We start from the raw sequence: 26224 nt of genomic DNA, 5'->3' as shown, positions 1-26224 counted from the left end.
GCTACCGACCACCGTGCGAGCGGGAACGCCGTGTTGCGCACCGTTCGGCGCGTCCGCGCACGGCGCCGCCACGACCCGCATGCCACCGCAGGCGACTCGACCGACGGCGCGCGAGTACTGAATGCTCGCACCTCGACGGTGGCGTACGCCGGTTACTTCGGCGCGGGCGGAACGTCGGTGGGTGCAGCGTCCGTCGGCGTGCCGGTCGTGGGCTTGCCCGCGAACTTGGCGGCGGCGTCGTCGACCTTGCGGAGATTGTCGGTGTGCTTGCCGCCCGTCTTGGAGTCGACGACGTCGGTCGCCTTGTCGACGCCGACTGCGATCTTGTCCTTGTTCTTGTTCGCCAAGTTCTTGATCTTGTCGAGGATTCCCATGTGCTGACCTCCCGGGGTCGTGGTGTGTACCCGGTGAGCATGACGTGCGCGGCCCCGTTTTGCACTCACGTCGTCGCGCGTCACCGAACTCGACGACCGCCGGCAGGCCGACGGTCGACGGTCGACCCGACTCGGGGATGCCCGAGTGGGGACGGGTGCGACCGCCGGCGTGACGCAGTGGGGTCGGTCAGTCGACGGACCGGCCGTAGTGGTGGACCAGGTCGCGCTGGAGTCCGCTGTCCATCACGTGGTCGCCGGAGGCGACGGGAGCCGCCTTCAGCCACTGCTTGTCGAAGGGCAGGACGATGTTGCCGTCCTCCGTCGTGTAGCTGCCTTCGACCGGCGCGTAGTGCTCGGCCCGCAGGAAACCCGGCTTGACGACCAGCCAGGTGGGTTGGTTGGTGGTGTCGTCGTACACGACGTCGGTGACCTTGCCGACGGTCTCGCCGTCGGACCCGATGACCTCGTGGCCGGTGTAGGACTCGGACGGGTTGCGGGGAATCTCGTTGATGCTCATTGTCATCGTTCCTTTCGTTGTCGTTACTTTCGTAACGTGCCCGTAACATTGGGATTCCCGATCGAGGGCTCGGCAAACCACGACGAGCGACAAACCCTCCGGGGTGGTGGCATCGCACGACGCGTAGGATCGGGCGCGTGCTGCACCTGTACGACACCGCCACCCGTTCCGTGCGCGAACTGGCTCTGCGTGAGCCGGGCAAGGTCGGGATCTACCTGTGCGGCCCCACGGTCTACGGGCCGGCTCACCTGGGCCACGGTCGGGCGACGCTGAGCTACGACATCCTGCGTCGGTTCCTCGAATGGTCGGGTCTCGAGGTCCAGTTGGTCTCGAACATCACCGACATCGACGACAAGATCATCGCCCGAGCGAACGACGAGGGCCGCCCCTGGAAGGACATCACCACGAAGTGCGAGGCGATGTGGTTCCGGGCGATGGACGGCATCGGCGTGCAGCGCCCGCACGACATCCCTCACGCCACCGACTACGTGGCGGAGATGGTCGAACTGATCGGTGAACTCGTGGCACAGGACTCGGCGTACACCACCGACGACGGCGTCTACATGGATGTCGAATCGGTCGACGACTACGGCCTGCTCGCGTTCCAGACACTCGACGACATGCGTGTGGGCGGCGGCGATCGTGAGGTCGTGGGTGCGGCCGAGAAGCGGCATCCGGCCGATTTCGTGCTGTGGAAGTTCTCCAAGCCCGACGAACCGTCGTGGCCCTCACCGTGGGGTGAGGGTCGGCCCGGCTGGCACAGCGAGTGCGTCGTGATGAGCCTCGATCTGCTCGGCGAGGGCTTCGACCTGCACTGCGGCGGACAGGACCTGCGCTTCCCGCACCACGAGAACGAACGGGCCCAGGCCGTGGCGCTCGGCAAGACGTTCGCCAACCACTGGATGCACAACGGTTTCGTGGTCGACGCCGAGGGCGAGAAGATGTCGAAGTCGATCGGCAACGTGTCGAACCTGCTCGATCTGATCGAGCACTACGACCCGCGCGCCTACCGACTCGTGTTGTTGCAGTCGCACTACCGCAGCCCGGTGAAGCTCGGTCAGTCGATGATCGACGCCGCCGTCAAGGCGCTGGCCGGTCTCGATGCGTTCGCGGCCCGTGCGGCGAAGGTGCCGGCGGTCGAGTCGGACCCGTCGGTGATCGACGCGTTCCGTGCGGCGATGGAGGACGACCTCGACACGCCCAAGGCCATGTCGATCGTGTTCGATGCGGTCCGCACCGCCAACACGGCGATCGACTCGGGTGACGACACGGCCGGTCCGCTCGTGGCTGCCGTGATCGAGATCTGCAGTGCTGTGGGCCTGGAACTGTCGGCCGGCGGCGACGACGTGGACGACGACGTCGCCGCTCAGGCCGCCGCGCTCGATCGGGCGCGCGCCGACAAGGACTTCGCTGCGGCGGACGCGATCCGCGCCGGGTTGCAGGCCGACGGCTGGACCGTCGAGACCACCAAGGACGGCACCAGCGTCCGACGCTGACCCGCCACCGACTCAGGCCGGCGGATGCGTCAGCCGAACCGAGCCGATGGTGAGGTCCTGTGCGGTGCAGATGGACACGGTCTGGGAGTAGCCCGGCGCCGTGCTCAGGCTCGTGTTGACCGCCATGGTCTGCACCCCGAATTCGTTGGGGGGCGTGGCGGGAAGCGGGAGGACGAACTGGACCAGGTTGCTGGGGGCAGGACCCGCATTCGATTCGGCCCCACTCGCTCGCTGACCCACGACGAGGTTGAACGCCGTCGGTGCCGGTGCCTGATAGTGCAACTCGGCGCCCTCGAGGGTGACCCCGATCGGGAGATCCACGTCGGCGACGAGGCACTGGAACGGTGCCGACGGCGAGTGCTCCCAGACGTCGTCGAATGTCCAGTTGCTCGTGGAGGACTGAGGACGGAAGGCCAAACCGTCGATGACCAGTTGCGTCGGCTTGAGTTCGTAGCGGTCGTCGTGGTCGTGGAGGGCGTAGTAGCCGTTGACGTCGACCAGCACGTCGACCGTTCCGGCGTCGTTGTAGATGTTGAACGTGCCGGCGGTGGAGAGCGGCGTGTTGACCGAGTTGGGGGTCGGTGCGGCGTTCGGTCGGGGGTTGAGGTTCGACGTCCCCGGGTTGGCACCCTCGCCCCAGAAGGTGAGGAACGTCACTGCCGTCGCTCGGACCGACGTGACGTTGGTGGCCAACGCGACGGCGTCGACCGGGATCGTCGACGCGCCGGTGCACCGTCCGTTGTCGCCGTGCGCGGTCACGGTGTAGGTCTCGCCCGATCCCAGTGGGGTCGCCCTGGGGCCGACCGGCGAGGCCGCACGTGTGTCGAGGAGTCGACACGGCGCGATCGGGATGAACACCGGCCGATCGCCGCTCGACACGTCGGCGGAGGCGATGTTCAACCCGCCCAGGCCGACAGCGCCGAGGGAGATGGCGAGTGCGGCGCCGACGGCGGCCCAGCGGGTACGGATCAAGTGGAGACGTGTCATGTCGTGACCGTAGAGAATCGGACGTCGTCGATCGGACGAAATTCGATCGGCGGTCGAGATGGTGGCCTCCCGGTCGAGATGAATTCCGTGTTTCGACGGCGCTCGGGCGATCGGTGATGTGCTGACCTCCGGACATGGACGACGGTCGAGCGTATGGACGCGCCACAGGGGAGTCGGACCCCGATCTGTACGAGACGTCACCGGGCACGCCCGCTGGCGAACTGTTGCGCCGTTACTGGCAACCCGTCGCGCTGTCGAGCGAGGCGACGTCGGTGCCGCGAAACGTGCGGCTGTTGAGCGAGGACCTCGTGCTGTACCGGTCGCACGACGGGACTCCCGGACTGCTCGAGCCCCGCTGCCGTCACCGCGGGACGAGCCTCTTCTTCGGACGTGTCGAACAGGACTGCATCCGGTGCCCGTACCACGGGTGGGCGTTCGGCGCCGACGGCACCTGCGTCGACCAACCGTGCGAGCCGCGCGGCGGACGCCATCGTGATTCGCATCGCCAGCCGTGGTACCCGCTGCACGAGTTCGGTGGACTGATCTTCACCTACATGGGGCCGCCTGACCGGCAGCCGACGTTCCCCCGCTACGACATCTTCGAAGCCCTGGGTGCCGACGAGGAGTTGCACGTCGTGGACCACTTCGCCTTCGGGGGTCCGTCCGTGGCACCGTGCAACTGGTTCCAGACCCACGAGAACGTGATGGACCCGTACCACGTGTTCATCCTCCACAACGCGATGAGCGGGCCGCAGTTCGATCCCCGCCTCGGGACCTGGCCTGACGTCGACTGGAACCAACACGAACTCGGCGTGACGTCCACGCAGGACCGGCTGCTCGACGACGGAACGACGTTGCACCGGGTGACCGAGACGCGGTTCCCGAACATCCGCGTCGTCGCGACCCCCACGCTCGCCTACCTCGGCAAGACGAACAACATGTCGTGGGCGCAACCGATCGACGACACCCACACCCGCGTGTTCTGCATCCTGCGGATCCCGAAGGGTGCGCCACCCCAGGGTCTCGGCACCTACGGGCCCGACGCGAAGAGCTGGTTCGACCTGACCGACGCCGAGCACCAGTCGTATCCCGGCGACTACGAGACCCAGGTGAGTCAGGGAGCGATCACGCTGCACTCCGAGGAGCGCCTGTCGTCGACGGACCGCGGCGTGTCGATGGTGCGACGGCAGTGGAAACAGCAGCTGCAGGTGGTGGCCGACGGCGGCGACCCGGTCGGTGTCGTGTTCGACGAGGCCGACCCGATCGAACTCCTTGCGGGCAACTACATCGTCGAGGCACGCTGACCCACTCCCGCCCTGGCCGGCGGCGAGATCGCGAACGGTTCGGGCATGCGAAGTCGACCCTGCAGGTCGTGTCCTCGTCGACCGCGGCCGTGCCCCCGGACCTCCTGACCGGTCGTGACGATCTCGTCGCGAAGTTACCGACGAGTAGACGCCGCTGTTACCGACGGGTAACTTGGAGACATGACCGAATTCTCGATGGCACTGAACGAAGATCAGCAGACCCTTCAGAAGTGGGTGCACGGCTTCGCCGAAGACGTGGTGCGCCCGGCGGCCGAGGAGTGGGACGAGAAGGAGGAGTTCCCGTACCCGATCGTCGAGCAGGCCAAGGAGATCGGCCTGTACGGCTGGGAGTTCATGGCCGAGGCGATGTTCAACGACCCGACGGGCCTCTCGATGCCGATCGCCATCGAGGAGTTGTTCTGGGGCGATGCCGGCATCGGCATGGCGATCATGGGATCGGGTCTTGCCGCTGCGGGCATCGCGTCGTCCGCGACGCCGGACCAGATGATGGAGTGGGTGCCGCAGTGCTACGAGAACGCCGACACGGGCAAGCTCGCCCTCGGTGCGTTCGCCGCCTCCGAGCCCGACGCCGGTTCCGATGTCGGCGGATACCGCACCTCGGCCGTCTACGACCAGAAGACCGACGAGTGGGTGCTGAACGGCACGAAGGCCTGGATCACCAACGGTGGCATCGCCGACATCCACGTGGTGGTCGCCGTGGTCGACCCCGAGCTCGGTTCGAAGGGCCATGCGTCGTTCGTCGTGCCGCCCGGCACCAAGGGCCTGTCGCAGGGTCAGAAGTACAAGAAGCACGGCATCCGTGCGTCGCACACGGCCGAGGTCGTGCTCGACGACGTGCGTGTTCCCGGACGCTGCCTGCTCGGTGGCAAGGAGAAGCTCGACGAGCGGATCGCTCGGGTCAAGCGCGGCGAGAAGGGCAATGCGCAGGCTGCGATGCAGACCTTCGAAGCCACTCGCCCCGCGGTCGGCGCTCAGGCTCTCGGAGTGGCTCGTGCGGCCTACGAGTACTCGCTCGAGTACGCGAAGGAGCGTCACGCGTTCGGCAAGGCGATCATCATGAACCAGTCGATCGCGTTCATGCTCGCCGACATGGCGACCGAGATCGAGGCGTCGCGTCTGCTGATCTACCGGGCTGCGTGGCTCGGCAAGAACAAGGGGTTCAAGAACGCCGAAGGCTCGATGGCCAAGCTCAAGGCGGCCCGCACTGCCACCTGGGTGACCGAGCGTGCGATCCAGATCCTCGGTGGGTACGGCTACACCCGCGAGTACCCGGTGGAGCGTTGGCACCGTGATGCGAAGATCCACGACATCTTCGAAGGCACCGAGCAGATCCAACAGCTGGTCATCAGCCGGGCCATCTCCGGTCTGCGCATCGAGTGACCTGAGTCCGACCCGAGTTCGGTGACATCGGCTCGGCCGCCGGGATGCAGTGGCGCGGCCGCGTGTTCAGCTGTCGGTCGGTCGTGCGGTGGCGGCTCGCCGAGACCATGCGGCGGTCGGCGGACTTGTCGGGGACGGGCCACGGTGGGCGGCCAGTCGAGGGGACACGTCCCCGTCGTGCCTGCGGAACCGGGTGGACTCCGTCTGCGTCCAACGGACATGGCGAACCAACGATCACATCGAGGGCGTGGCGGAGCCGTGGGCGTGCTCTGTGCAGCGCTCCTCCTCGCCGCCGCAGGTTGCGGAACCTCCGACGTCGGAGTCGAGGCACCGTCGGGCACGGGTGACGCTCCGTCGACCGAACCGCCGTCCAGCGTCGTCGGCGACGATCCGGTCCCCACGGATCGCACGGCGGTGGAAGTGATCCAGCCGTTCCTGTCGAGTTCGCTCGACGACGGTGAGTTCGCCGAGCCGGCCACGTCGCTGTTCGGCGCCTGGCGGATCATCGACACCGACGATCTGCGCGCGGAGTTCATCGCACTCGCAGGCGGCCCCGCAGACCAGCTCGACGAGATCGACCTCGGCGAACAGTTCGTGCTCGTGGCGACGACCGGCCAGTGCGTGATCCCGTCCACTCCGCCGACGCTGGAGATCGGCCCGAACGACGCTGTCATCGTCGACGTGGACGAGTCGGGCGACGTGGACTGCTACCGCCAGTTGACCGTCGTGCACTTCTTCGCCGTGGACCTCGGGTATCGCGACCGCTTCCCGACGGCGCTCGACCATCTGGACGATGTGATCGGTGCGACAGATCTCATCGACTCCGACGCTGCAACGCCCGGGCTCCTCGCCCGGATCTCCGTGCCGACGTTCGTCGAGGGTGACGCCGACCACGCCGCTCTCGCCCTCGAGGTGACCGACGAGGACACACGGAGGCGCGTGACGAGCTTCGTCCACCAGGCCAAACTGCTCGTGCCCGTCGACGCCTGCGACCCGCAGGACGTGACGGTGAGGATCCGCATGTCCACCGAGGCCGTGCTCGAGACGATCGATCCGACCGTCGACGATTGCGACGCCACGATGCGTTCCATCGCCGTGTTCACGCTCGGCGATCGGCAGCGCGACCTCCTCCGACAGACCGCACCGGCGACGTGGACCGACGGGTTGGTCGGCGAATCGGTGACCGTGACCCCGTCCGGTCCGGAGAGGATCTTCGTCCGGGAGGCGGCCGTCGGGGACGTGTTCGACGACCTCGAGACGCACAGGATCTCGACCGCGGCATCGTTGGCGCAATCGACTCTGGGTTCGGATGTCGACGTCGATGTCGCTTCCACCGGTGTCGACCTGGCGACCCAGTTCCTCGTGGTCGTCGTCCGACGCGACTGCGACGTGCTCCGCGGTGGAAACGGGATCGTCATCGGAGAGGGCTCGTGGCAGATCTCGCCTCCCGTACCGGAGTCCCTCGACTGCGACCTGCCGAACCTGGCCGTGACGACCTACCGCGTCGACCGTCGGTACATCGGAGTCTTCGACGACGTTCCGGAGGGCCGGCCATGAGATCCGGAGACGAGGCCGCGGTGGGGTCCCGTGGCACCGAGTCGGGCTCATGACGCCCGACACCGGAAACTCTGGAGTACCCCTTCGTTACTGTGGCCGTCAACCGACTCCCCCGATCTCGAACACCGAGGATCGGATGACAACCATGATCGACGACCGAGCCGATGCAGCGTGGGCTGCAGCGGTGGCCAGCGATGTCGCTTCGCTCGAACGAGAGGGGCTCGACGACGTGTTGGTCGCCGTGCGCCTGGCCCGTTCCCGACTCGATGCGATCGAGATGAGGGTGGCGCGCCGCCTGCGCCAGCTGTCCGACGAGGGTCGATCCGACGCGCCGCAACGGGCCATCGCCTCGGCGACCGGGAAGACGCAGCGAGACGCTCTCGACGTCGCAGCGCGCGACGAGTTGTGCGTCGAGCGTCCCGATCTGGAAGGTGCCCTGGACCGGGGCGAACTGACCGCCGCCCATCTCGATGCGGTCCACGGCGCGGCCCGCAACCTCGTCGGCCCGGTCCGTGAGGAATATCTCGGGCACACCGACGATCTGCTCCGGCGGGCGTCCCGGGTGTCGCTCGAGACCTTCCGGCGCGAGTGTCGGGCGCTCGCGAAGCATTGCGCGTCGGCTCCAGGGTGTGACCCGGACGTCGACGAGTTGGAGCAGCAACGAGCGGCCTCGCGGGTCAGTCGATGGGTGGATCCGATCACCGGGATGCACCACACGCGGCTCGAACTCGACCCGGTCCGCGACGCGAAGCTGGGCGCCTCGATCAATCGCGAACTCGCTCGGTTGCGTGCGACACAGGGGGCGGCGCAGAGGCCGTGGCAGCAGTTGCTGGTCGATGCGGCCCTCCATGCGCTCACGGGTGGAGGTGGCTCGCGACCCGACGGTGGTGTCGGCGCCGACTCGATCGGGGTGGGAGCCCAGCGTGGAGCAGTGGTCGATCGAGTTCCGGAGATCACCGTGGTCGTCGACTTCGAGGCCCTGACCGATGCCGGCCGACGACACGGGTTGCGCGAGACCGAGAACGGTGTCGACCTCCCGGTTGCGACGGTCCGGCGGATGTGCTGCGACGCCGAGATCGTCCCCGTCGTGATGGGTGGCGGTGCGGAGGTGCTCGACGTGGGGCGGTCCGAACGGACGGCGACCCGTGCGCAACGCCGAGCCTTGCGTGCGTTGTACCGGACGTGCGCGCATCCGGAGTGCGGGGTCGGGTTCGACGCCTGTCGCATCCACCACGTCGAACACTGGCTCGAACATCGCGGCCCGACCGACCTGTCGAACCTGCTGCCGTTGTGCGAGACGCACCACCATCAGGTCCACGAAGGTCGATGGGGGTTGCGCGTGGACGCCGACCGGGTGGGCACCTGGACGCGACCGGACGGCGTCCGGCACATGGTGGAATCGACGGTGAATCGCACGGCATGTCCGCTGCCGGGTGAACCTCCACCACGCACCGCACCGACACGACGAGGGTCTGCCCGCAGCCTCGATGGCGACGTCCACGCCGGGGAGGGGGTGGGTGGGGACGAGCTGGCCATGGTCTGAGCGGAGTCGAGCCGTCGTCGTCGGTCGGGCCGATCTGGCCGTCGGCTCCGATCGACGTGCACCCGGTCCGCTGGTTCCGATGGGGTGGAACGGGTGCGCCCGGTCCGGTGGTTGCGATGGGGTGGAGCTCGCATGCCCGTGGAGCACCCGAAGATCGAAGGGTCCGACCGACGGTTTCCAGGCCCGGATGGTCCCGCGCAGTCCCGAGGCAACGACGTCGTGACCGGCGTATCGGGGCTCGCTCCTGCGCGCGCTCAGACGTTCGTCGGCGAGTGCCCGGTCGTCGTCGGTGAGGGCCTGCTCGTCGCGGGTCGGGCTTCGGTGGCAGCGGCCATGATGGCGAGGAGTTCGTCGCGATCCGGACCGAGTCGCGGGGGTGGCGGTCGGTCACCCTTGGTCGCGAGCGCGGTGGTCGCCGCGTGCAGCACGCGCGGGTCGGCGAACAGGACGTCGGGACGGTCGAGCATGTTGAACGAGCGGAAGAACGCACGGAACACGTCGGCGTCGACCCGTGTCGCGGGAATCAACCCCTCCATCACGAACTCGCGTGCGGCGGCCGCCGCCGGGTCGGGCTCGGTCCCGTCGTGGAACGCCGTGTGCAGCCTCGTCCGGTCGGCATCCTGCATGCACGACGCGACGTAGTGCGGTTTCACCTCCGTCACCATCGCGGCATCCATCGCCACGGCGATCGCGTGTCGGTCGCGACCGTGCTCATGCAGGATCGACGACAAGGCCTCGGCCGCGATCCCGGCCTGCGAGCAACCTTTGCCGTACCACGGGTTGGTCGTCACGGCGGCGTCGCCGATCACCACCAGGCCGGTCGCGACCGGGTGCCCGTCGACGACGAAGCGTCGGATCCGGTTCCGGAGCCGGGCCATCGCCTCGACCTCCGTGATCGGGTCGGCGAGGCCTTCGTCGGTCCATTCGGCGAGCGGAACGAGCGACCGGATCGCCGCCTCCCACGCGTCGGCATCTCGGAGTGCCAACAGTGCTCGGTCACCCGTCGGCACGCCGAACGTGATCGAGAACGTCCCGTTGTCGCCGTAGAACCCGGCGAAGCCCAGGTAGCCGAGGTCGCCGCCGGCTCCCTGCTTCGTGAGCAGTGGCAGTTCGCGCCCCTCGCGGAGACGATAGAAGCGCGACAGGTAGATGATCCCGGCTTCGCTCTGCTCCTCGGTCACCTGCACGTCGCCGCCGAGGTCCGCGATCCAGTCGAGGACCGGGGTGTCGCGTCCACCTCCGACCACCACGAGGTCGGCGGCGACCTCCGTTCCGTCGTCCAGCCGCAGACCGCGCACGTCGGTCCCGTCTCCCAGCAGGCCCGCGACTCCGACGCCACCGCGCCACGTGACACCGGGCTCGGCGGTCACCACGCGACGCAGGACCCACTCGAGCGTGAGCCGACGGCAACACAGCAGCACGAGGTCGTCGTCGCCGGGACGCGGCTCGCGATCCTCGATCTCGGGCGGCAGGAGCCGCTCCACGGTGAGCTCGGTCGCCCCCTGTTCGGCCAAGGCGTCCAGGACGTCGGGGGCACGCTGGGCGAGGATGCGGTGGAGCCGGGCGAGCAGAGCGTGGGACTGACGTGCATGGGGAGCACCACCACGGTTCCAACCGTCGAACGCTTCGTCGGCGGTCTCTGGGAGGTCCGTGTCGTCGCGCTCGAACACCGTGATGCGATGTCCGTCACGAGCCAACAGGAGAGCGGCCAACATCCCGGCCATTCCTCCGCCGACCACGGCGATGTCCTGCGGGTCCTCGCCGGGAACGGCGTCGATCACGAGAGGCTCCCGAGGAAGTCGAGCAACGCGTCGCCGACCTCGACAGGACGTTCCTGCTGGGTCCAGTGGCCGCACCCTTCGAGGATCACCGAGCGGTGGAGGCGGGGAAGCGTGGTGCCGAATGCATCGATCGCCGGGGCACCCAGGATGGTCGGGCCGTCACGGTCACCGCCGATGAACAGAGCCGGCACCTCGATCGGGGCGCCACGCCACGCTGCGAGGTCCTCCCAGTCGCGGTCGACGTTGCGGTAGCGGTTGAGCGCGCCGCGGAATCCCGTGTGCTCGAACTCGTTGGCGTAGACGTCGAGGTCGTCGTCGGTGAGCCAGGCGGGTTCGCTCTCCGGCCACGCGAACCGGTCGCGCATCTGCGCGCCGTGCGGGATCGTGCCGATGGTCCCGGCCCCGGGCTCGAGCGGCGGGGCGTCGCCGGAGGCGGAGAACATGAAGCCGTGCAACCATCCGCGCACGTCGGCCTCGATCTCCGCCTCGGCCCGGCCCGGCTCCTGGAAGTACTCGATGTAGAACTCCTCGTCGCCCGCGAGGGCACGCATCATCGCGAGTGGGCGGTGCTCCGACGGCGGCGTGTACGGGACGGACAGGCCGGCAACGGCGGTGAACACATCAGGACGCAGCAGCGCCGAGGTCCAGGCGATCGGTGCGCCCCAGTCGTGACCGACGACGACCGCGGTGTCGTGGCCCAGTGCCGAGACGAGCCCCACGTTGTCGGCCACGAGGCGGACCATGCGGTACTCCGACACGTCGAGCGGTGCGGACGACCGACCGTAGCCACGCACGTCGATCGCGACGACCTGATGGCCGGCCGCGGCCAGTGCCGTGAGTTGGTGGCGCCAGGAGTACCACGACTCGGGGAATCCGTGGACCAACAGCACGAGCGGGCCGGTGCCCGCTTCGACGACATGGATGCGGGTCCCGGCAACGGAGACCACGCGGGAACGACAACCTGGGGGGAGCATCGGGGTCACCTGTGATTCGAACGGAGTGGTGGGCGTCGACGGGGTGTCAGTCGGGTGCGAGACGTCGGTCGCGTCCGGGTCACCGCGTGGCGACCACGCCGGCGCGGGCATCGGCGACGTAGCCGTCGGTGCAGGTCCACGACACCTCGCCGTTGACGATCACCGAATCGATGCCCTCCTGTCGGCGGATCCACCGGATCCCGTCGCCGGGGAAGTCCTCGGAGGCGACCTCCGGACCGCGTCCGATGCGGTCGGCGTCGAACACGACGACGTCGGCGGCCATGCCGGGCGCGAGCAGCCCACGGTCGGGGATGCGCCAGATGGTCGCCGGGTCGAGGGTGATCTTCTTCACGGCCGCCTCGAGGCTGAGCGACTTCGTGGAACGCACGAACTCCGAGAACAGGAAGCCGGTGTCACCGAACGTCGAGAACGAGCCGACGTGGGCGCCGCCGTCGGAGGCTCCGACGTGGACGAGGGGGTCGGCGAGGAGTTCGCCCACCACGGGGGAGTCGTTGTGGCCGATCGATTCGCGGATGAACCACGTGCCGAGGTCTTCGTCGATCGCGATGTCGAGCACGGCGTCGCCGTGGGAGCACCCGCGCTCGGCGGCGATCTCCTCGATGGTGCGACCGATCAGATCGGCGTTGCGATCGTGGACGGTCCGGCGGATGACGAACGCTCCGGCCCCCGTCCCACCTCCGGGACGACGGGCGAGCGAGTTCATCTCCTCGACGAGTTCGTCGCGACGCTCGGCCACCGCGACGAGCTTCTCGGCCCGGTCTCGGATCGACGCGACCCGCCACCACGACGGCATCGTCAGCAGCATCAGGCTGCGCTGGTCGAGCGTGAAGCTGATGTCGATCGGCCGCGTCTGGACCTGGGGCCACACCACCGCACCGCGCTCGCGAGCTGCAGCGACGGCGGCCATCACCTTGGTCGTCGCCTCGTGGTTGGCGCTCGAATGGAACAGTGGCGACAGCGTCGTCGTGAGACCGTGTGCGATCGACAGATCAGCGAGCTGCTCGACGCGTGCGACGGTCAGGTCCGCGTCGAAGAACTCGTGGACGATCTGCAACATCGCGTCGTGTTCGCCGAGCACGCGGGCGAGGGCGTCGAGTTCCTCCGGTGCGGCCCATCGGCTCGGCACCGGGCGATAGCTCTCGTCGATGTCGACGAAGCTGGTCGACATCCCGATCGCACCCGCGTCGAGGCACTCCGCGAGCATCGAGCACATCGCTTCGACCTCGCCGGGGGTGGCGGCGCGCTGTTGGGCGTCGGCGCCCATGACGAACATGCGGATCACGGAGTGTCCGACGAGCGGGGCCACGTTGAGTGCGATGTTCCCGGCGAGTGCGTCGAGCCAGGCGCCGAAGCCCTCACCCCATCGCCAGTCGACGCCGGCGTCGAAGGCCGCTTCGGGCATCTCCTCGATCAGTCGGAACATGCTGCTGAACGCGTCGCGCTGATCCGCGCGGAGCGGAGCGAGTGACAGCGAGCAGTTGCCGGGGACCACGGTCGTGACCCCGTGTTCGAGCGCCGGGAACGCAAACGGGTCGAAACACAGTTGGGCGTCGTAGTGCGTGTGCGGGTCGATGAACCCGGGCGCGACGATCTTTCCGCCGGCGTCGATCGTCCGGACGGCGTCGCCGGCGGTCCCGCCGACGGCGACGATCCTGCCGTCGCGGATCGACACGTCGCCGATCCGGCCCGGTTCTCCCGAGCCGTCGACGATCATTCCGTTGCGGATGGCGAGGTCGAGCATGTTGGTCTCCTGGTGGCGGTCGGGTCGGGTCATCGGGAATCGGACGGGAATGGCGGGGGTGAGGAGGGGGTTCGGAGCGGCTGCTCGCCGCGCCGTTCCAGTGCGGGCAGGACGACGGTCCACGCCCGACCGACGAGTTCCTCGATCGAACCGACGCCCGCGGCGTCGAGCGACACGGTGCAGGCGTCCTCGTCGAGGGCGATGGTCGAGACACCGCCGTTGTCGTAGGTGAGTTCGATCTCGATCTCGGCGCGCCCGTCGTGCCCGCCGACGACGGTGGCGCGGCTGATGGTGGCGCTCATCGTGGCGGTGGCGGTTCGGTGAAGACGATGTCGCTCGGCAGGAGGCCGACGTCGCGTCGGGTCGCGGCCCGAGCTGCGAGGTGCAGGTTCCACGACAGGAGCTGCTGCTCGGCACCGTCGGCGTGGGGGAGCTCGCGAGCGGCGATCGCGGCCAGGTCGTCTCCCGGTCGGGGTGACACGAACCGTCGAGCTCTCGTGGGTTGCATCGTGTCGGACCCTCTCACGCAGGTGGGCACCGACGGGATCGGCACCGAGGAGCCCCTCGCGGACCCCACCACGACGACCATAGCGATCTTGTTGAACGATGTCCAATAGAAGTTCTCACGCATGTCGGTCGGCGGAGCGGCGACAATGGGGTGGTGAGTTCCGCCCCGCCGACGCCGAAGCGCACCCGCATGGAGCCCGAGGAGCGGCGCGAACAGATTCTCGACGTGGCCGCCGGACTGTTCGGCGAACGCCCCTACAGCGAGGTGTCGGTCAGCGACATCGCCCGCGAGGCCGACATCGCCCGAGGCCTGTTGCACCACTACTTCGGATCGAAGCGCGACCTGTACCTGGCGGTGGTGCGCAAGGCGGCGCAGGCGCCACTCGAGGCATCGCCGGAGACCGCGCTCGGCTCTCCCCAGGCCTGGGCCACCGCCGTGGACAGCTTCCTCGACGCCGTGCGTCGCAATCCGAACCGGTGGCTCGCCTCGGCGGCCGTCGGGGGTGCCGAGAGTGACGACGACGTGGCGGCGATCCTCGACGAGACCCGTGAGATCCTCGCCGATCAGACCCTGTTGGCGATCGGCCTGGGCGATCGAGCCGACGATCCGGTCGTGCGCGCCCTCGTGCGCGCCTGGGGTGGGTTCGTCCAGGAACTCACGGTCGAGTGGGTCGGTCGTGGTCGGATCGACGACGGGCGCGTCCGGCGGACGATGCTCGCGACGTTGCCGATCCTGATCGATCAGGTCCTTCCGTTGATCGACGACGACACGCCCGAGTCGATCGCCTGAAACCCGGGGGCCAGCCGCGAGTCAGAGGCGTCGGATCACCTCTCGCTCGTCAGATGTCGAGGCCCTTGGCCACGACCGGTGTGAGCCGGTGGATCTCCGGTGCCCCGGCGAGGAAGGCACCGGTTGCGGCCATCGCCTTGCCCATCGCGTCGCCCTTGCCGTGGGCGGCGACCGCCGCGTCGTCGGTGTACAACTCGAAGAACCAGTAGACGTTCTCGGCGTCGCGGTGCGCCGAGTAGATCTCCAGGCCGGCCTCCTCGTTGCTCGCCTCGATCAATCCGGCGAGGGCCGCCTCGAACTCGTCGGCGCGTCCGTCGGTGCAGGTGAGCTTGGCGATCAACGAGTGTTTCGACATGCGCGGAAACTACCGGCGCTCAGCCGCAGTGTCGGAGTCGGAGCGGTCAGTCCTCGGTGGCGAGAGCGAGTCCGGCGATCGCATCGGCGATCCGCGGCAAGTACGCCGTGGGCATGTCGTGACCCATGCGGGAGAGCACGAGCAGGTCGGCACCGGGCACAGCGGCCGCCGTGGCCTCGCCGCCCGAGAGGGTGACGAGGGAGTCCTCGCGTCCGTGGATCACCAGGGTCGGGATCTGCACCGCGCGCAGTCGATCGGTGCGATCCCCGGTCGCTGCGATCGCCGCGATCTGGAAGGCGGCGCCCGCCGGGTGGAAGCACCGGTCGTAGGCCTCGATCGCACGGGAACGCGCGTCGGCTTCGTCGAACAGTGACCCGCCGATGATGCGCGAGGTGGCCACCGTTGCCGCGATGGCCCCGGCTCGGTCGGTCGGCGGCGGCGTGAGGAGGGCGCCGATCGCAGCGGGGTCGGGCTGGCCGACGTCGGACGCGCCGGTGGTGGACATGATGCTCGTCATCGACAGCACCCGGTCGGCGTGCTCGATCGCCATCACCTGGACGATCATTCCTCCCATCGACGCGCCGACGACGTGTGCTGCGGCGATTCCGAGGGCGTCCAGCAGTCCGACTGCGTCGTTCGCCATGGTCGACAACGTGTACGGCGCGTCGATCGACTCACCGGCCAACGACTTCGCGTAGAGCGCCATCACGTCGGGCGGCGGTCCCTCCGACTTGGTCGACAGACCGATGTCGCGGTTGTCGAAGCGGATCACGCGGAAGCCCCGTTCGAGCAATTCGGAGACGAACCCCGGGCTCCACAGGGTCATCTGCGCACCGAGACCCATCACGAGCAGCAGCGGCGGTGCGTCGTCGGGGCCGAAGCTCTCGTAACAGATCTCGATGTCGTTCACTTCGATGGTGGGCATGGCGAGATCATGGCATCCGAGCTCGGGGACAGGTCATTCCACCGGCCCCCTCTTCTTCGGTTGCCGTGACGACCCGTGTCCACGCGCGTCGACACGGTCGTCGCGATGTCGACCCACGTCGACATTTCTCCGACATCGGGACCCGGGACCGCCGGCCGTTCGGACGAACGATGACACCCCATCGCCTGTCGAGGTCAGTCGGCGCCACGCGGGACCGGCCGCCAGGATCCGTTGCGGCGCACGGCCGGCTCGTTCTTGCCGACTGCTCGCACCGTGAGGGATCCGGGTCGACCCTCCACGATCACTCCGCCGCATTCGGGCAGCCCCCACAGGTCGAGATCGTCGGGGACCGGCCAGCCGCGATCCGACCCCGGCGTCCAGTGGGGGAGCGCCAACCCGTCGACGAGTCCGAGACCGTCGACGACTTCCGCGCCCCCGTTCGGTCGAACCATCCGGCTGCACAGGACCATCGCCCCGGCGGACGCGCCCGAGATCGACATGCCTGCGTCGTGCAGGTCGACGACTCGCTGGCGGACCCTGCCCGACAGGACCTCGCGCAGACTCGCCGGCGACCCACCGGGCAGGACCAGCAGTGCGATGTCGTCGGTGAGGGATTCGACGGCGGCTTCGATTCCGTCGCGAGGATCGGGGACGACGACGACGCTCGCACCGAGAGCTTCGTAGTGACGACGGGCCCGCTTCGACGCACCCGCATAGTCGGTGCCGCGTCGGGCGGCGCCTGCCAGTACCGCAACCGATCCGCGATCGGCGCGACCGGACTCGGCACGAGCTGCGACTCCGGCGACGGACAACACCTCGGCGTCCATCTCGCGGCACTGGTCGGTGAACTCGCGCCCACCCTGGAGACAGATCACGCCCGGCATGGCGTGATCCTCGCACGTGGCGCCGCGGTCGGCCCCAACCACCCGATGCGATGGATCAGGTGGTCAGTGCGGCGAGTGCGGCGTCGCTGACCTGCGCGAAGCGGTCGACGACCACGTCGAGCCAGGCCGGGTCGTCGTCGGCGAAGGCGGCTCGTACCTGTGCTCGGATCGCACCGGCACCCGGCCCGGTCGGGTCGCCGTGAGCGTGGAGCCATGCGTCGGCACGCAACGCCTGGAGCACGGTGATCACGTCGACGGTTCCGTACTCGAGAGCGGCCGACGTGACCTCGACGCCCGGCAGGAGGCCGTCGACCGCCGCCAGCCAGTCTCCGCTCAACGACGCCGACACGCTCTCGCCGTCGCGCATCGAGCGCACGTCTCCCCACCAGGAGGTGCCGCGCTCGTAGCCCGGGTCGCCGCCGGCCTCGTGCGAGATCAGTTCGCCGTGGCCCCACTCGCCGAGGCCGGTGTGCAGGTCGATGATGCCCAACCTGCGTGCGGGTGCGACGAGTGCGGCCAGGTGTTCGACGAGCCAGCGGTGCGACCAGACGGGGCCCGACCCACCGTGGAAGATGCCGGTCGGGTGGTCGTACTGGCCGCCGCTCACGATCTGCTGGAAGCGATCGAGGCCCACCTCGCCGGCCACGCCGAGCAGGGCGTCGGTGGTGGCGGCCTGCACGTCGTCCGTCCACTCGGCGGGCACGAGCAGGTCGGCCACGTCGGAGTACGCCTCGTTGGTCGGCGGTTCGGGCCAGGCGACGAAGTTCCGGTTGAGGTCGACGTTGTCCTCGTTCACCCGTCGGACCCACGAGAAGCCCACCGGGTTGAAGGCGTGGAGCAGCACGACACGGATGCCAGGTGATGCGGATCGCGCCGGCGACGCTCGTTCGTCGAGCCACCAACTCTGCAGCGCCGACCCGGTGTAGCCCTCCACGCCGTGCGTGCCCGACACGATCAGCAGCACGTCGCGGGCATCGGGGGCGCCGACCTGCGCGATGTCGATCGCCAGATCCTCCCCGTCGATCCCGGCGAGCGGGTGGGGGAACGAGTCGATCTCGGCGCCGGCCGCTCGGGCAGCGGTGAGGAACCGCTCCCTCGCGCCGGCGTACGTGGAGTCGAGTCGGCGCGTGGCGGGTTCGGTCATGTGACGATGTTGGCAGACCCGGGCGGACCGGCCGAAGGTGTCGCCCGAACCGCCGACGTCTCGTTCGCCGGTGGAGCCGACCGGGCGCGTCCCGAGCGCGCTGCGTCCACCTTCGCCCGCACGCCGCCTGCGATTCCCTCGGGGTTGAGGATCGCGGTGAGGATCAGCAGCACCCCGCCGATCAGCACCTCCCAATCGCCCAGGCTGCCCGTCAGTTCCGAGATCGCATAGAACGACACGCCCGCCGACGCGGTGATGCCCGATGTGACCGCCCCACTCACGCACCCGATGCCGCCGAGGTAGGCGAACGCCAGGGCGGTGAGCGACGCGATCGTGCCGAACGATGCGTCGGACACGCTGGCGAAGCGGTACGCGATGAGACAGCCGCCCACGCCGGCGATGAACGAGGAGATGGCGAACACCTGCAGTTTCACGCGGGCCACGTCGATGCCGGCGGCCGCGGCGGACCGCTCGTTGGAGCGCACGGCGAGCATCCGGCGCCCGGTCGGGCTCCGCCGCAGGTTCGTGACGCCGAGTGCGAGCAGCACCACGACCGCCAACAGGAACAGACCGAACACGGGTCGCGATGCCTGCGACCCGAGGATCAGCCCGAGATCCCACCCGCCGAGCTTCGGGTTGGGGATCTGCGCACCCCCGGTCGACGCGTCCCCGACGTACTTCGGGTTCTTGAACACGAACTCGTTGATCGCGACGCCACCGGCCAGCGTGACGATCGCCAGGTTCGCGCCGCGCACACGCAGCGCGGGGAACCCGACGAGCGTGCCGAACACCGCGGCCACGAGCGCCGCGAGGATCGGCGCCAGCGGGAAGGGCACTCCCCATCCGATCGCGAGCTTGGAGAGCGAGAACCCCGCGACCCCGGCGAATGCCATCTGTGCGAGTGAGGTCTGCCCGCCGAAGCCGGTGAGCACCACCAGCGACAGCGCCAGCACGGTGGCGATGAGCGTGGTCATGATCGCACCACGCCACAGTGGCCCGAGCGCCAGCAGACCGACGACGGCGAGTCCGACCGGGATCAGCACGCTCTGCGGAGTGACCCGCGCCGCGGGCACCGCCGGCAACTTCCACGTGTCGACGGCACCACGATCGGGAACCCGTTCGCCGAGCGCCACCATCGCCACGATGATGACCACGAACGGCAACCCCTCGCGCGCCCCGTACTGGGGGAACCAGCTCACGTCGCCCTGCAGCTTGGTGAACGTCGACTGCACGAGACCGATCGCGATGCCGGTGAGCACCGTGGGCCACACCCTGCGGAACCTGCCGATCAGGGCCGCACCGAGCGCCGGGATGAGGAACCCGAACGTGAAGTTGGTCGAGGACAACTGGATCATCGGCGACGCGAGCACCACCACGAAGGCCCCGATCACCGAAGCGACGACGAACGTGGCGGACGCCGCCAGGGTGGGGGAGTAGCCCAGCAGCACGACGCCCTTCTCGTTCTCCGCGGCGGCGCGGGTGACCAGGCCGGCCCGCGTGAAACGCATCGTGGCCCACACCGTCGCGGCGATCGCCACGACCACGACCAGCAGCCACAACCCGTCACGGGGAACGGTGACGTCGTTCATGACGGTGACGGGTTCGCGCGGCAGGATCGGGTCGACACGCAGTCCGGCGTTGTCCGGGAACCGGTTCTCGACCAGCGAGATGAACACGATGACCAAGCCGATGCTGGCGACGATCTTGGCCAGGGCCGGTGCGCGGAACAGTGGGCGGAACACCAACGTGTACACGAACCAGCCGATCACCGCTGCGGTCGCCAGCGTGAGCAGCATGGCCCAGCGGAATCCGATGTCGCCGTCGAAGTGGTAGCGCGCCGGGAGGCCCGGGATCGGGAACGGATAGGCGCCCTGGCGCAGGTCGGCGTACACGTAACCGGACCAGGTGGCCATGGCACCGAACCCGAAGTTCACGACGCCCGAACCCTGGTGCGTGATCATCAGCCCGATCCCGAACGCCCCGATGATCGCCGCGGCCGCCGAGCCGAGGAGGACGAAGAACAGGTAGTCGGTCATGGGCGAGCCGGGCGATGGTCAGTGCGACCGGGTGTTCACGGCAGGTAGTCGACGACCGACACCGACTCGAACCCGGGCACCGTCTCGATCTCCCCGCCCTCCACGTAGGTGCCGATCGGGAACTCGAAGTTGCAGATGCTCGGGTACGTGTCCGACGTCCCGCAGGCGAGTGCACTGTCGTTCGGGAAGGTGAGGATGTCGGTGGACGTGGCCATCCGTTCGTAGATGGCCGCACCGCTGACCTCGCCGCCGTCGGCTGCGATCGCGTTCGCCACACGGGCGAGCGTCATCAATTGCGAGATGCCGAGCGCTCCGACGCCCAACGAGGCGGTGGCGCCGCTGCCGTAGGTCGGCTCGATGAGCTCGTCGAACTCGGCTTGCGATGTCGTGTCGCCGGGCGCCCCGACTCCCACGAAGTACCAGCCGACCGCGTCGTCGCCGACGACGTCGATCACCTCGGCGCTGCCACAGATCGCCGTCGACACCATCGGCGTCGTGATGCCGAGCGACACACGGCCGCGCATCGCTCCGATGCATCCGGCGTCGGCGTAGAGCGACACCATCAGGTCGGGGTTCTCGCTGTTGGCTTCGCGGATGAGACCCTGGAAGCCGGCGTCGGTCTCGTTGTCGCCACCCTTCACCGACTTGTACGTGATGCCCGCCTTCTCCAGAGCGCCGATCAGCGAGGCCTCCGAACCGTTGGCTCCGGCGTTGTCGGCGCTGACGATGCCGACGCTCTGCGCATCGAACTCCTCGACCGCGAGTGCGACCATCGCCGCCATGGTGGTGGCGTTGCCGCCGGTGACGAACAGCGCATCGGCGGTGTAGTCGGGCGGGAGGATCGGCAGCGCGCCCACGACCGGGATGTCCGACGCCGCGAACGTGTCGTAGCCGGGGAACAGGTCGAGGCCGAGCAACGCCATCTCCACGCCCTTGCCGCTCAGTTCCTGCGCGCAGGCCTGCGAGGTCTCCGGCGAGCCGGCTGCCGTGCAGTGCTCGATCACGACGGGACGGCCGCCGAAGCCGCCGTGCTCGTTGAGGTAGGCGAGTGCCAGGTCGGTGTCGGTGCGCATCTCGGGGAAGTCGAGCCCCGCAGCGCCTTCGGTGTTGACCATCCCCAGGACGATCGGTTCGCCCGATGCCGGTCCGAGCGCACCGAACCCGTCGCCCGTCCCCGGGTCGTCGGCGCCATCGTCGTCCTGGCTGCCATCCCCACCATCCTCCGGGGGTTCTTCCGCAGTGGTGTCGGTCGGAGTGGTGTCGGTCGGAGTGGTGTCGTCGGCCGCGGCGTCGTCGGCCGTCGAGTCGGTGGTCTCGCCGTCGGTCGCGTCCGGGGACGTGTCGGAGCCCGCCGCGGTGTCGAGCGGCGCCTCCGTGCCGGCCGTGGACGCGTCGGGCGCGGCGCCTGTGTCGTCCGAACCACCGCCGCACGATGCGACGACCAGCCCGATCACCGCGATGGTCGCGGACCCCCGTTGCAACCGATGGTGATGAATCATGATGTCCCCCCGTGTGTCCCCTGGTGATCGGATGAATGCGGTGCGGCGGCGCTCAGGCCATCGCGGTGTCGGGTACCCAGCTGCCGTGGGCGCCGTACGGCACGCGTCGCGGTAGGTGGACCGTGGCGACCGGTTCCGACGCGAAGTCCTGGGCGTCGATGATCACGAGTCGCGACTGATCGGAGTTCGTGTCGTGGACGATGCTGATGATCCAACCTTCGTCCTCTCCGGCGTCGGTCGAGGCGGGAGCGAAGACGGGTTCGGCCCCACGGACGCCGTCGCCCAGTCGGTGCTCGACGCACGCACCGCTGGCGAGGTCGTACTTCCAGAACGCCGAGCCGTACACCGGCTCCTCGCTGTTGCCTTCGCCGGCCATCGCCATCAGGTAGCCGTAGCGGGCATCGAGCCCGACGAGGCGGTCGTCGACGCGACCGAAGTCGCCCGGGCGGTCGTCGACCTGTTCCTCCGTGACGGTGCCGGCATCGAGGTCGATCGTCCACTTCCAGAGCCGACCCACCTCTGCGTAGTCGTCGTTGCTCGAGCCGAACGCCTCCTTCTGGCGCGACACGTGCAACACGATCGAGTTCCCCGACTCGTGAGCGTTGACGGGATGGAACACGTAGCACGGGTCGATCTCGAACCAGCGCACGTCGGCATTGGCCCCGTTGCGCGGCATCACCCCGAGGCGTGCGCCGGCGTCGCGGTCGAACTTGAAGGGCAGACCGGTCTCGAGCGCGCCGAGATCGAAGCACACCGGGAGGTCCATGAAGACGATGTGGTTCTGCGTGACGTTGAAGTCGTGCATCATCACCATGTTCGGCAGCTCGATGCCTTCCAGTTGCACGAGCTGGCCGTCGGGGCTGATGCGGATGTAGTGGAGGAACGGTGGCTCCGGACTCAGGTAGCTGAACGCGATCAGCTCACCGGTGACCGGGCAGACCTTGGGGTGCGCGGTCATGGAGCAGGTGAGCTCGCCGCCGTAGTCCTGCACGCCGAGGGTGTTCAATTCGGTGTCGACCCTCCACGGCCAGTGCCCTTCCTCGAGGCACAGCAGTTGCTTGTTGTGGGCCATGACGTGGGTGTTGCCGGTGCCGCGGGTGAGGTCGCCCATGCCGGCCATCGGATCGTCGAGCGGGTCGGAGATGTTCGGCGTCTGGATGAAGCGGTTGCGGTACCACTCGGCTCGTCCGTTGGCGAGGCGCACGCCGTGCAACATGCCGTCGCCGAAGAACCAGTGTCCCGACGTCCCCGACGCCGGGTTGGGTCCCGTACGTACGTAGGTGCCGACCAACTCGGGTGGGATCACGCCGTCGACGCGCAGTTCGGTGTCGGTGCGTTCGTCGAGCACCGGTGCCCAGTTGTCGCGCAGGTGCCACGGCAACGCGTCGGTCGGAGCGAGGGATTCGATCGTCATGTGACCAACGTAACAGTGGTCGCTCGTCAGAAGTTACTCGGAGTAAATAAATCTCACGGACCGATACGGTCGTGGTGTGACTCGACGCACGACAGCCGGACCCGAGCGCCCGCGGCGGAGGGGCCGCCCGAAGGGTCGGGCGGTCCTCGCCGACCGGTCGCAGTTGCTGGCCGCGGCCGAACGGGCGATCGCGTCGGTCGGAACCGACGTCACGATGGACCAGATCGCCGCCGAGGCGGCGGTCACGAAGCCGATCCTCTACCGGACGATCGGTGACCGGGACGCCGTGATCGATGCGATGTCCGACGTCCTCGTCGATCGCATCGTGGAGGAGATCGCTGCGTTTCGGAGCACGGGAACGGCGCCGCGCGACGCATTCCGCGCTGCGGTGAGCGCATACCTGTCCGCCGTCGGGGCTCATCGCGACCTGTACCTGTTCGTGAACGCAGCGGGGCAGCGCATGGGTCCACTGCGCCGCCGGATCGATCGGTCGTCCCGCACGATCATCGACGTGTTCGAAGCCGCCGCCGGCGGACTCGGGACCACGACGTCACCTCTCACCTGGAGTCATTCGATCATCGGGGCCTTGCAGATCGTGACGCTGATGTGGATCGAGTCGGACGACATCGAGACCGACCGACCCCGCAGGACCGTCGAGGACCTGGCCGACGACTTCACTCATCTCCTCTGGCCCGGGGTGGAAGCGATCCTCGCCGCCGCACGAGTCGACCCCACAGCTGGTCCAGACGAACCGTCCGACGACTGAAGGTCGTCACGACGGCGCGGCGGCACCCCCGGTTCGGCGACCGCCTGGTTCCGCCCGACCGCCCGAATCCATCCGATCGCCCGATGCTGGTCGATCCCGCTCGTCGACGTTCAGAACTCGCTGTCGATGGGGAAGTCGTCGTCACGCTTGTCGGGGTCGACGTGCTTGCGGACGTCGGGATCCTCGTCGATCTGCTTGCCCGTGAGACGGGTGCCGGCTGCATTGACCGCGACGAACACGAGCCCGAAGAACACGACAGCTGCGACGACGACGAGAGCGAGGGGAAAACTCATGCATGGCGTGTGCCCAATCCATTCAGCACGAAAACGTGTCCGCGCTCTCGCCCGTCGGAGGACGCGTCCGAGGCGCCGGAGCATCCGGCCCGTGCGGACTGTTCAGAGTTCGAACGTCGTGCCGAACGACGGTTGCGGAGAGCACGGTGGCGCGACGGCGGCGGGTACGGGGTCGGCGGCGCCGAACCGCGCCGTCCACTCATCGAGGCCGACGGGCGTCAGCGACGCTGCGAACGCCTCGAGGTCGGCGAGCGTCGCCGTGTTCGAACTCAGGTTGAAGACGGTGGTCGAGTCCTGCCAGAACACGCTCACCAGCGTCGGGTCGGGCGAATCGATCTCGATGAACGCCGGTCCGTCGAGGAAGGTGACCGGGTCGAGTTGTCGGCCACCGAACATCAACTCGGCGAACGACCCGCCAGGGGTCTGGACGAGGAGCGCCGACGCAGGAGCACCCTCACCACCGCCGGGCACGTCGAACCGGACGGAGTAGATCGTCCGGGAATCGCCGAGTGAGAACACCGACCAGTCGACGGGCAAGGTGACGTCGATCGTCGCGTCGCCGTCGATCGACATCGCCGAGAACAAGTCGACCATCGGCTGTCGGTCGAGCGGTCGGCCGATCGCGTCGTTGACGATCACGACGCCGCACGGCACCTGCGGTCGGTACGACGCCAACGCTCCCTCCGCCCGGTTGCTGTCGACGCCGACGCCGAGCGACCCCACCTGACGGATGTCGAGTCCCGACGGATCTGCGGGTTCGCCGTCGAACTCCGCCATCCACACCTCGGTGCCGTCGGGGGCACCGAGCACGAGTGCGCTGCTCCCTGCGATCGCCGGGCGCACCGTGGCCTCGACGAACGGCAGGGACGAGGTGGGAAGGGCGAGTGGAGTGTCCGCAGTGACGCCGGTGCGCACGAGGGCCGCACTGGTCGTGACCGGCGCGATCGTCGTCGTGGAGGTCGTCGTGGAGGTCGTCGTGGTGGTCTCCGTCCCCGCGACCGTCTCGTCACGTGTCGAGTACGACCACACCACCGCACCGAGGACGGCGAACACCAGGAGACCGGCACCGAGCTTGGCGAGTGACCCGGCCGGTCGCCGCCGCTTGGCGATCGGGCGACGCATCCCGTGCGGAGCGGTGGACACCACTGCTCCACTCTCGGATCGCCCGGTGATGTTCCGCGTCGTGTCCCCGTGCCCGATTCCGAAGAGCGACTCGCGGATCTCGCGCCGCTTCCCCATGGGCATGGGTTCGACTCCGGGACGCGATCCCTGGATCTCGTCGAAGACGTTCACGCGGTGCTCCCCGGTTCGGAGATCGCAGCCTTCAGTTCGCGACGGATGCGGCCGAGTGCGGAGCGCACGGTGCCGACCGAGAGGTCGAGTGCCTCGGCGATCGCCGCGTGTGAGCACGACTCCCAGAGCGAGAGCAGCACGATGTCGCGATCGTCGGGCGCGAGTTCCGACACGGCGGTCATCAGGGGCGAGCCGCTCCGGACGTCGGCCTGTGCGTCGGTGGCGAACAGGTCGCGGTTCGCCTCGTGCTGCACGACACGCGGCGAGCGTGCAGCGCCATCGGGCACCAGCGGGTCGACCATCCTGACCACGGGGCCCGTCTGCTCGCGAAGCCGCAGCGACCGCAGGTGCTCGCGCTCGGCGGCACTGTGACGACGAAGTACGGCGACGGCAGAACCGACCAGGAACAGCCGCTCGGTCCCGCGCTGGCTGTCGAAGCGATCCCACGAGCGCAGCGCATGCTCGAAGGTCTCGGCGACGACCTCGGGACTCGATGCGCTCCCGATCCGTCGGGTGATCAGCGCGTACACGGCGTCGACGTGGTCGTCGTACAGTCGGGCGGCCCCCGCTCCGGTCAATGGCACGGACACACTTTGCCAAATCTGCGCCCCGTGCGATGAAA

25 protein-coding genes are annotated in these 26224 nt (G+C 68.6%); 7 read left to right on the top strand and 18 right to left on the bottom strand.

The window, feature by feature from the left end; genetic code table 11:
• Positions 1–152 precede the first annotated feature (152 nt).
• Together ABJK40_RS15565 and ABJK40_RS15560 are read right to left on the bottom strand one after the other, a co-directional pair.
• Entirely contained in the window at positions 153–374 is a 222-nt protein-coding gene (locus ABJK40_RS15565) for an antitoxin (protein WP_348479834.1), read from the bottom strand.
• Between the two features lie 187 nt (positions 375–561).
• Positions 562–897, bottom strand: coding sequence for a PRC-barrel domain-containing protein (locus ABJK40_RS15560; RefSeq protein ID WP_348510340.1), 336 nt, complete (start codon positions 895–897; stop codon positions 562–564).
• Positions 898–1028: 131 nt separating this feature from the next.
• On the opposite strand from ABJK40_RS15560, the gene cysS reads away from it, so the two are divergent.
• Positions 1029–2387 (top strand): cysteine--tRNA ligase, encoded by a 1359-nt coding sequence (gene cysS / locus ABJK40_RS15555; protein WP_348479836.1) that lies wholly within the window; start codon positions 1029–1031, stop codon positions 2385–2387.
• 12 nt (positions 2388–2399) lie between these two features.
• Here the strand turns inward: cysS and ABJK40_RS15550 are convergent, their stop codons facing one another.
• Positions 2400–3374 carry a hypothetical protein gene (locus ABJK40_RS15550; RefSeq protein ID WP_348479837.1) on the bottom strand — a complete coding sequence of 325 codons (975 nt, stop codon included), beginning with the start codon at positions 3372–3374 and terminating at the stop codon, positions 2400–2402.
• Positions 3375–3508: 134 nt separating this feature from the next.
• Here ABJK40_RS15550 and ABJK40_RS15545 point away from each other — a divergent pair, with 134 nt between their 5' ends.
• From ABJK40_RS15545 to ABJK40_RS15530, 4 genes are all read left to right on the top strand, one after another.
• Entirely contained in the window at positions 3509–4678 is a 1170-nt protein-coding gene (locus ABJK40_RS15545) for a Rieske 2Fe-2S domain-containing protein (protein ID WP_348479838.1), read from the top strand.
• A gap of 180 nt (positions 4679–4858) precedes the next feature.
• Positions 4859–6079, top strand: coding sequence for an acyl-CoA dehydrogenase family protein (locus ABJK40_RS15540; protein ID WP_348479839.1), 1221 nt, complete (start codon positions 4859–4861; stop codon positions 6077–6079).
• 219 nt (positions 6080–6298) lie between these two features.
• Positions 6299–7636: a hypothetical protein gene (locus ABJK40_RS15535; protein ID WP_348479840.1), complete on the top strand. Its 1338-nt coding sequence runs from the start codon at positions 6299–6301 to the stop codon at positions 7634–7636.
• A 145-nt stretch (positions 7637–7781) separates the two neighbouring features.
• Complete coding sequence (locus ABJK40_RS15530; RefSeq protein ID WP_348510339.1) at positions 7782–9179, top strand: HNH endonuclease; 1398 nt, start codon at positions 7782–7784, stop codon at positions 9177–9179.
• A 254-nt stretch (positions 9180–9433) separates the two neighbouring features.
• Here the strand turns inward: ABJK40_RS15530 and ABJK40_RS15525 are convergent, their stop codons facing one another.
• From ABJK40_RS15525 to ABJK40_RS15505, 5 genes are all read right to left on the bottom strand, one after another.
• Positions 9434–10960 (bottom strand): NAD(P)-binding protein, encoded by a 1527-nt coding sequence (locus ABJK40_RS15525; protein WP_348479842.1) that lies wholly within the window; start codon positions 10958–10960, stop codon positions 9434–9436.
• Complete coding sequence (locus tag ABJK40_RS15520) at positions 10957–11934, bottom strand: alpha/beta hydrolase (protein ID WP_348479843.1); 978 nt, start codon at positions 11932–11934, stop codon at positions 10957–10959. Before ABJK40_RS15520 ends, ABJK40_RS15525 begins: the two co-directional genes overlap by 4 nt.
• A gap of 79 nt (positions 11935–12013) precedes the next feature.
• Positions 12014–13729: an amidohydrolase family protein gene (locus ABJK40_RS15515; protein WP_348479844.1), complete on the bottom strand. Its 1716-nt coding sequence runs from the start codon at positions 13727–13729 to the stop codon at positions 12014–12016.
• Positions 13726–13998, bottom strand: coding sequence for a hypothetical protein (locus tag ABJK40_RS15510; RefSeq protein ID WP_348479845.1), 273 nt, complete (start codon positions 13996–13998; stop codon positions 13726–13728). The genes ABJK40_RS15515 and ABJK40_RS15510 overlap by 4 nt, the downstream gene beginning before the upstream one ends.
• Entirely contained in the window at positions 13995–14204 is a 210-nt protein-coding gene (locus tag ABJK40_RS15505; protein WP_348479846.1) for a hypothetical protein, read from the bottom strand. Before ABJK40_RS15505 ends, ABJK40_RS15510 begins: the two co-directional genes overlap by 4 nt.
• Positions 14205–14357: 153 nt before the next feature.
• Here ABJK40_RS15505 and ABJK40_RS15500 point away from each other — a divergent pair, with 153 nt between their 5' ends.
• Positions 14358–14993, top strand: coding sequence for a helix-turn-helix domain-containing protein (locus tag ABJK40_RS15500; protein ID WP_348479847.1), 636 nt, complete (start codon positions 14358–14360; stop codon positions 14991–14993).
• Between the two features lie 49 nt (positions 14994–15042).
• Here ABJK40_RS15500 and ABJK40_RS15495 read toward each other — a convergent pair whose 3' ends face one another.
• The 7 genes from ABJK40_RS15495 to ABJK40_RS15465 all read right to left on the bottom strand — a co-directional run bounded on the left by ABJK40_RS15495 (position 15043) and on the right by ABJK40_RS15465 (position 23250).
• Positions 15043–15348 (bottom strand): putative quinol monooxygenase, encoded by a 306-nt coding sequence (locus tag ABJK40_RS15495; protein ID WP_348479848.1) that lies wholly within the window; start codon positions 15346–15348, stop codon positions 15043–15045.
• Positions 15349–15394: 46 nt separating this feature from the next.
• Entirely contained in the window at positions 15395–16273 is an 879-nt protein-coding gene (locus ABJK40_RS15490; protein ID WP_348479849.1) for an alpha/beta fold hydrolase, read from the bottom strand.
• Between the two features lie 194 nt (positions 16274–16467).
• On the bottom strand, positions 16468–17157 hold the full coding sequence (locus ABJK40_RS15485) for a Type 1 glutamine amidotransferase-like domain-containing protein (protein WP_348479850.1): 690 nt from the start codon (positions 17155–17157) through the stop codon (positions 16468–16470).
• Between the two features lie 55 nt (positions 17158–17212).
• Positions 17213–18301 (bottom strand): M14 family metallopeptidase, encoded by a 1089-nt coding sequence (locus ABJK40_RS15480; RefSeq protein ID WP_348479851.1) that lies wholly within the window; start codon positions 18299–18301, stop codon positions 17213–17215.
• A complete protein-coding gene (locus ABJK40_RS15475; RefSeq protein ID WP_348479852.1) occupies positions 18298–20337 on the bottom strand; it encodes an ABC transporter permease in 2040 nt (679 codons plus the stop codon). The genes ABJK40_RS15480 and ABJK40_RS15475 overlap by 4 nt, the downstream gene beginning before the upstream one ends.
• Positions 20338–20372: 35 nt before the next feature.
• Entirely contained in the window at positions 20373–21836 is a 1464-nt protein-coding gene (locus tag ABJK40_RS15470; RefSeq protein ID WP_348479853.1) for an ABC transporter substrate-binding protein, read from the bottom strand.
• Positions 21837–21888: 52 nt separating this feature from the next.
• Entirely contained in the window at positions 21889–23250 is a 1362-nt protein-coding gene (locus tag ABJK40_RS15465) for a carotenoid oxygenase family protein (RefSeq protein WP_348479854.1), read from the bottom strand.
• Between the two features lie 76 nt (positions 23251–23326).
• On the opposite strand from ABJK40_RS15465, the gene ABJK40_RS15460 reads away from it, so the two are divergent.
• On the top strand, positions 23327–24016 hold the full coding sequence (locus ABJK40_RS15460; RefSeq protein ID WP_348479855.1) for a TetR/AcrR family transcriptional regulator: 690 nt from the start codon (positions 23327–23329) through the stop codon (positions 24014–24016).
• A 110-nt stretch (positions 24017–24126) separates the two neighbouring features.
• Here the strand turns inward: ABJK40_RS15460 and ABJK40_RS15455 are convergent, their stop codons facing one another.
• From ABJK40_RS15455 to ABJK40_RS15445, 3 genes are all read right to left on the bottom strand, one after another.
• The gene (locus ABJK40_RS15455) at positions 24127–24309 is read right to left on the bottom strand and encodes a hypothetical protein (protein ID WP_348479856.1); all 183 of its coding nucleotides are present in this window, start codon (positions 24307–24309) and stop codon (positions 24127–24129) included.
• Between the two features lie 102 nt (positions 24310–24411).
• Positions 24412–25602: a hypothetical protein gene (locus ABJK40_RS15450; protein WP_348479857.1), complete on the bottom strand. Its 1191-nt coding sequence runs from the start codon at positions 25600–25602 to the stop codon at positions 24412–24414.
• Entirely contained in the window at positions 25599–26186 is a 588-nt protein-coding gene (locus ABJK40_RS15445; RefSeq protein ID WP_348479858.1) for a sigma-70 family RNA polymerase sigma factor, read from the bottom strand. Before ABJK40_RS15445 ends, ABJK40_RS15450 begins: the two co-directional genes overlap by 4 nt.
• Positions 26187–26224: the final 38 nt, after the last annotated feature.

It is taken from the genome of Ilumatobacter sp., from assembly GCF_039969435.1.
Classification (GTDB): Bacteria; Actinomycetota; Acidimicrobiia; order Acidimicrobiales; family Ilumatobacteraceae; genus Ilumatobacter_A.
This window is presented reverse-complemented; position numbering and strand designations above follow the sequence as displayed.

What these genes read in the sequence shown, in the direction of transcription:
- ABJK40_RS15565 (WP_348479834.1), bottom strand. Translation starts at nt 374, where the DNA reads ATGGGAATCCTCGACAAGATCAAGAACTTGGCGAACAAGAACAAGGAC.
- ABJK40_RS15560 (WP_348510340.1), bottom strand. Translation starts at nt 897, where the DNA reads ATGACAATGAGCATCAACGAGATTCCCCGCAACCCGTCCGAGTCCTAC.
- ABJK40_RS15550 (WP_348479837.1), bottom strand. Translation starts at nt 3,374, where the DNA reads ATGACACGTCTCCACTTGATCCGTACCCGCTGGGCCGCCGTCGGCGCC.
- ABJK40_RS15545 (WP_348479838.1), top strand. Translation starts at nt 3,509, where the DNA reads ATGGACGACGGTCGAGCGTATGGACGCGCCACAGGGGAGTCGGACCCC.
- ABJK40_RS15540 (WP_348479839.1), top strand. Translation starts at nt 4,859, where the DNA reads ATGACCGAATTCTCGATGGCACTGAACGAAGATCAGCAGACCCTTCAG.
- ABJK40_RS15535 (WP_348479840.1), top strand. Translation starts at nt 6,299, where the DNA reads ATGGCGAACCAACGATCACATCGAGGGCGTGGCGGAGCCGTGGGCGTG.
- ABJK40_RS15530 (WP_348510339.1), top strand. Translation starts at nt 7,782, where the DNA reads ATGATCGACGACCGAGCCGATGCAGCGTGGGCTGCAGCGGTGGCCAGC.
- ABJK40_RS15520 (WP_348479843.1), bottom strand. Translation starts at nt 11,934, where the DNA reads ATGCTCCCCCCAGGTTGTCGTTCCCGCGTGGTCTCCGTTGCCGGGACC.
- ABJK40_RS15515 (WP_348479844.1), bottom strand. Translation starts at nt 13,729, where the DNA reads ATGACCCGACCCGACCGCCACCAGGAGACCAACATGCTCGACCTCGCC.
- ABJK40_RS15510 (WP_348479845.1), bottom strand. Translation starts at nt 13,998, where the DNA reads ATGAGCGCCACCATCAGCCGCGCCACCGTCGTCGGCGGGCACGACGGG.
- ABJK40_RS15505 (WP_348479846.1), bottom strand. Translation starts at nt 14,204, where the DNA reads ATGCAACCCACGAGAGCTCGACGGTTCGTGTCACCCCGACCGGGAGAC.
- ABJK40_RS15495 (WP_348479848.1), bottom strand. Translation starts at nt 15,348, where the DNA reads ATGTCGAAACACTCGTTGATCGCCAAGCTCACCTGCACCGACGGACGC.
- ABJK40_RS15490 (WP_348479849.1), bottom strand. Translation starts at nt 16,273, where the DNA reads ATGCCCACCATCGAAGTGAACGACATCGAGATCTGTTACGAGAGCTTC.
- ABJK40_RS15485 (WP_348479850.1), bottom strand. Translation starts at nt 17,157, where the DNA reads ATGCCGGGCGTGATCTGTCTCCAGGGTGGGCGCGAGTTCACCGACCAG.
- ABJK40_RS15480 (WP_348479851.1), bottom strand. Translation starts at nt 18,301, where the DNA reads ATGACCGAACCCGCCACGCGCCGACTCGACTCCACGTACGCCGGCGCG.
- ABJK40_RS15475 (WP_348479852.1), bottom strand. Translation starts at nt 20,337, where the DNA reads ATGACCGACTACCTGTTCTTCGTCCTCCTCGGCTCGGCGGCCGCGGCG.
- ABJK40_RS15470 (WP_348479853.1), bottom strand. Translation starts at nt 21,836, where the DNA reads ATGATTCATCACCATCGGTTGCAACGGGGGTCCGCGACCATCGCGGTG.
- ABJK40_RS15465 (WP_348479854.1), bottom strand. Translation starts at nt 23,250, where the DNA reads ATGACGATCGAATCCCTCGCTCCGACCGACGCGTTGCCGTGGCACCTG.
- ABJK40_RS15455 (WP_348479856.1), bottom strand. Translation starts at nt 24,309, where the DNA reads ATGAGTTTTCCCCTCGCTCTCGTCGTCGTCGCAGCTGTCGTGTTCTTC.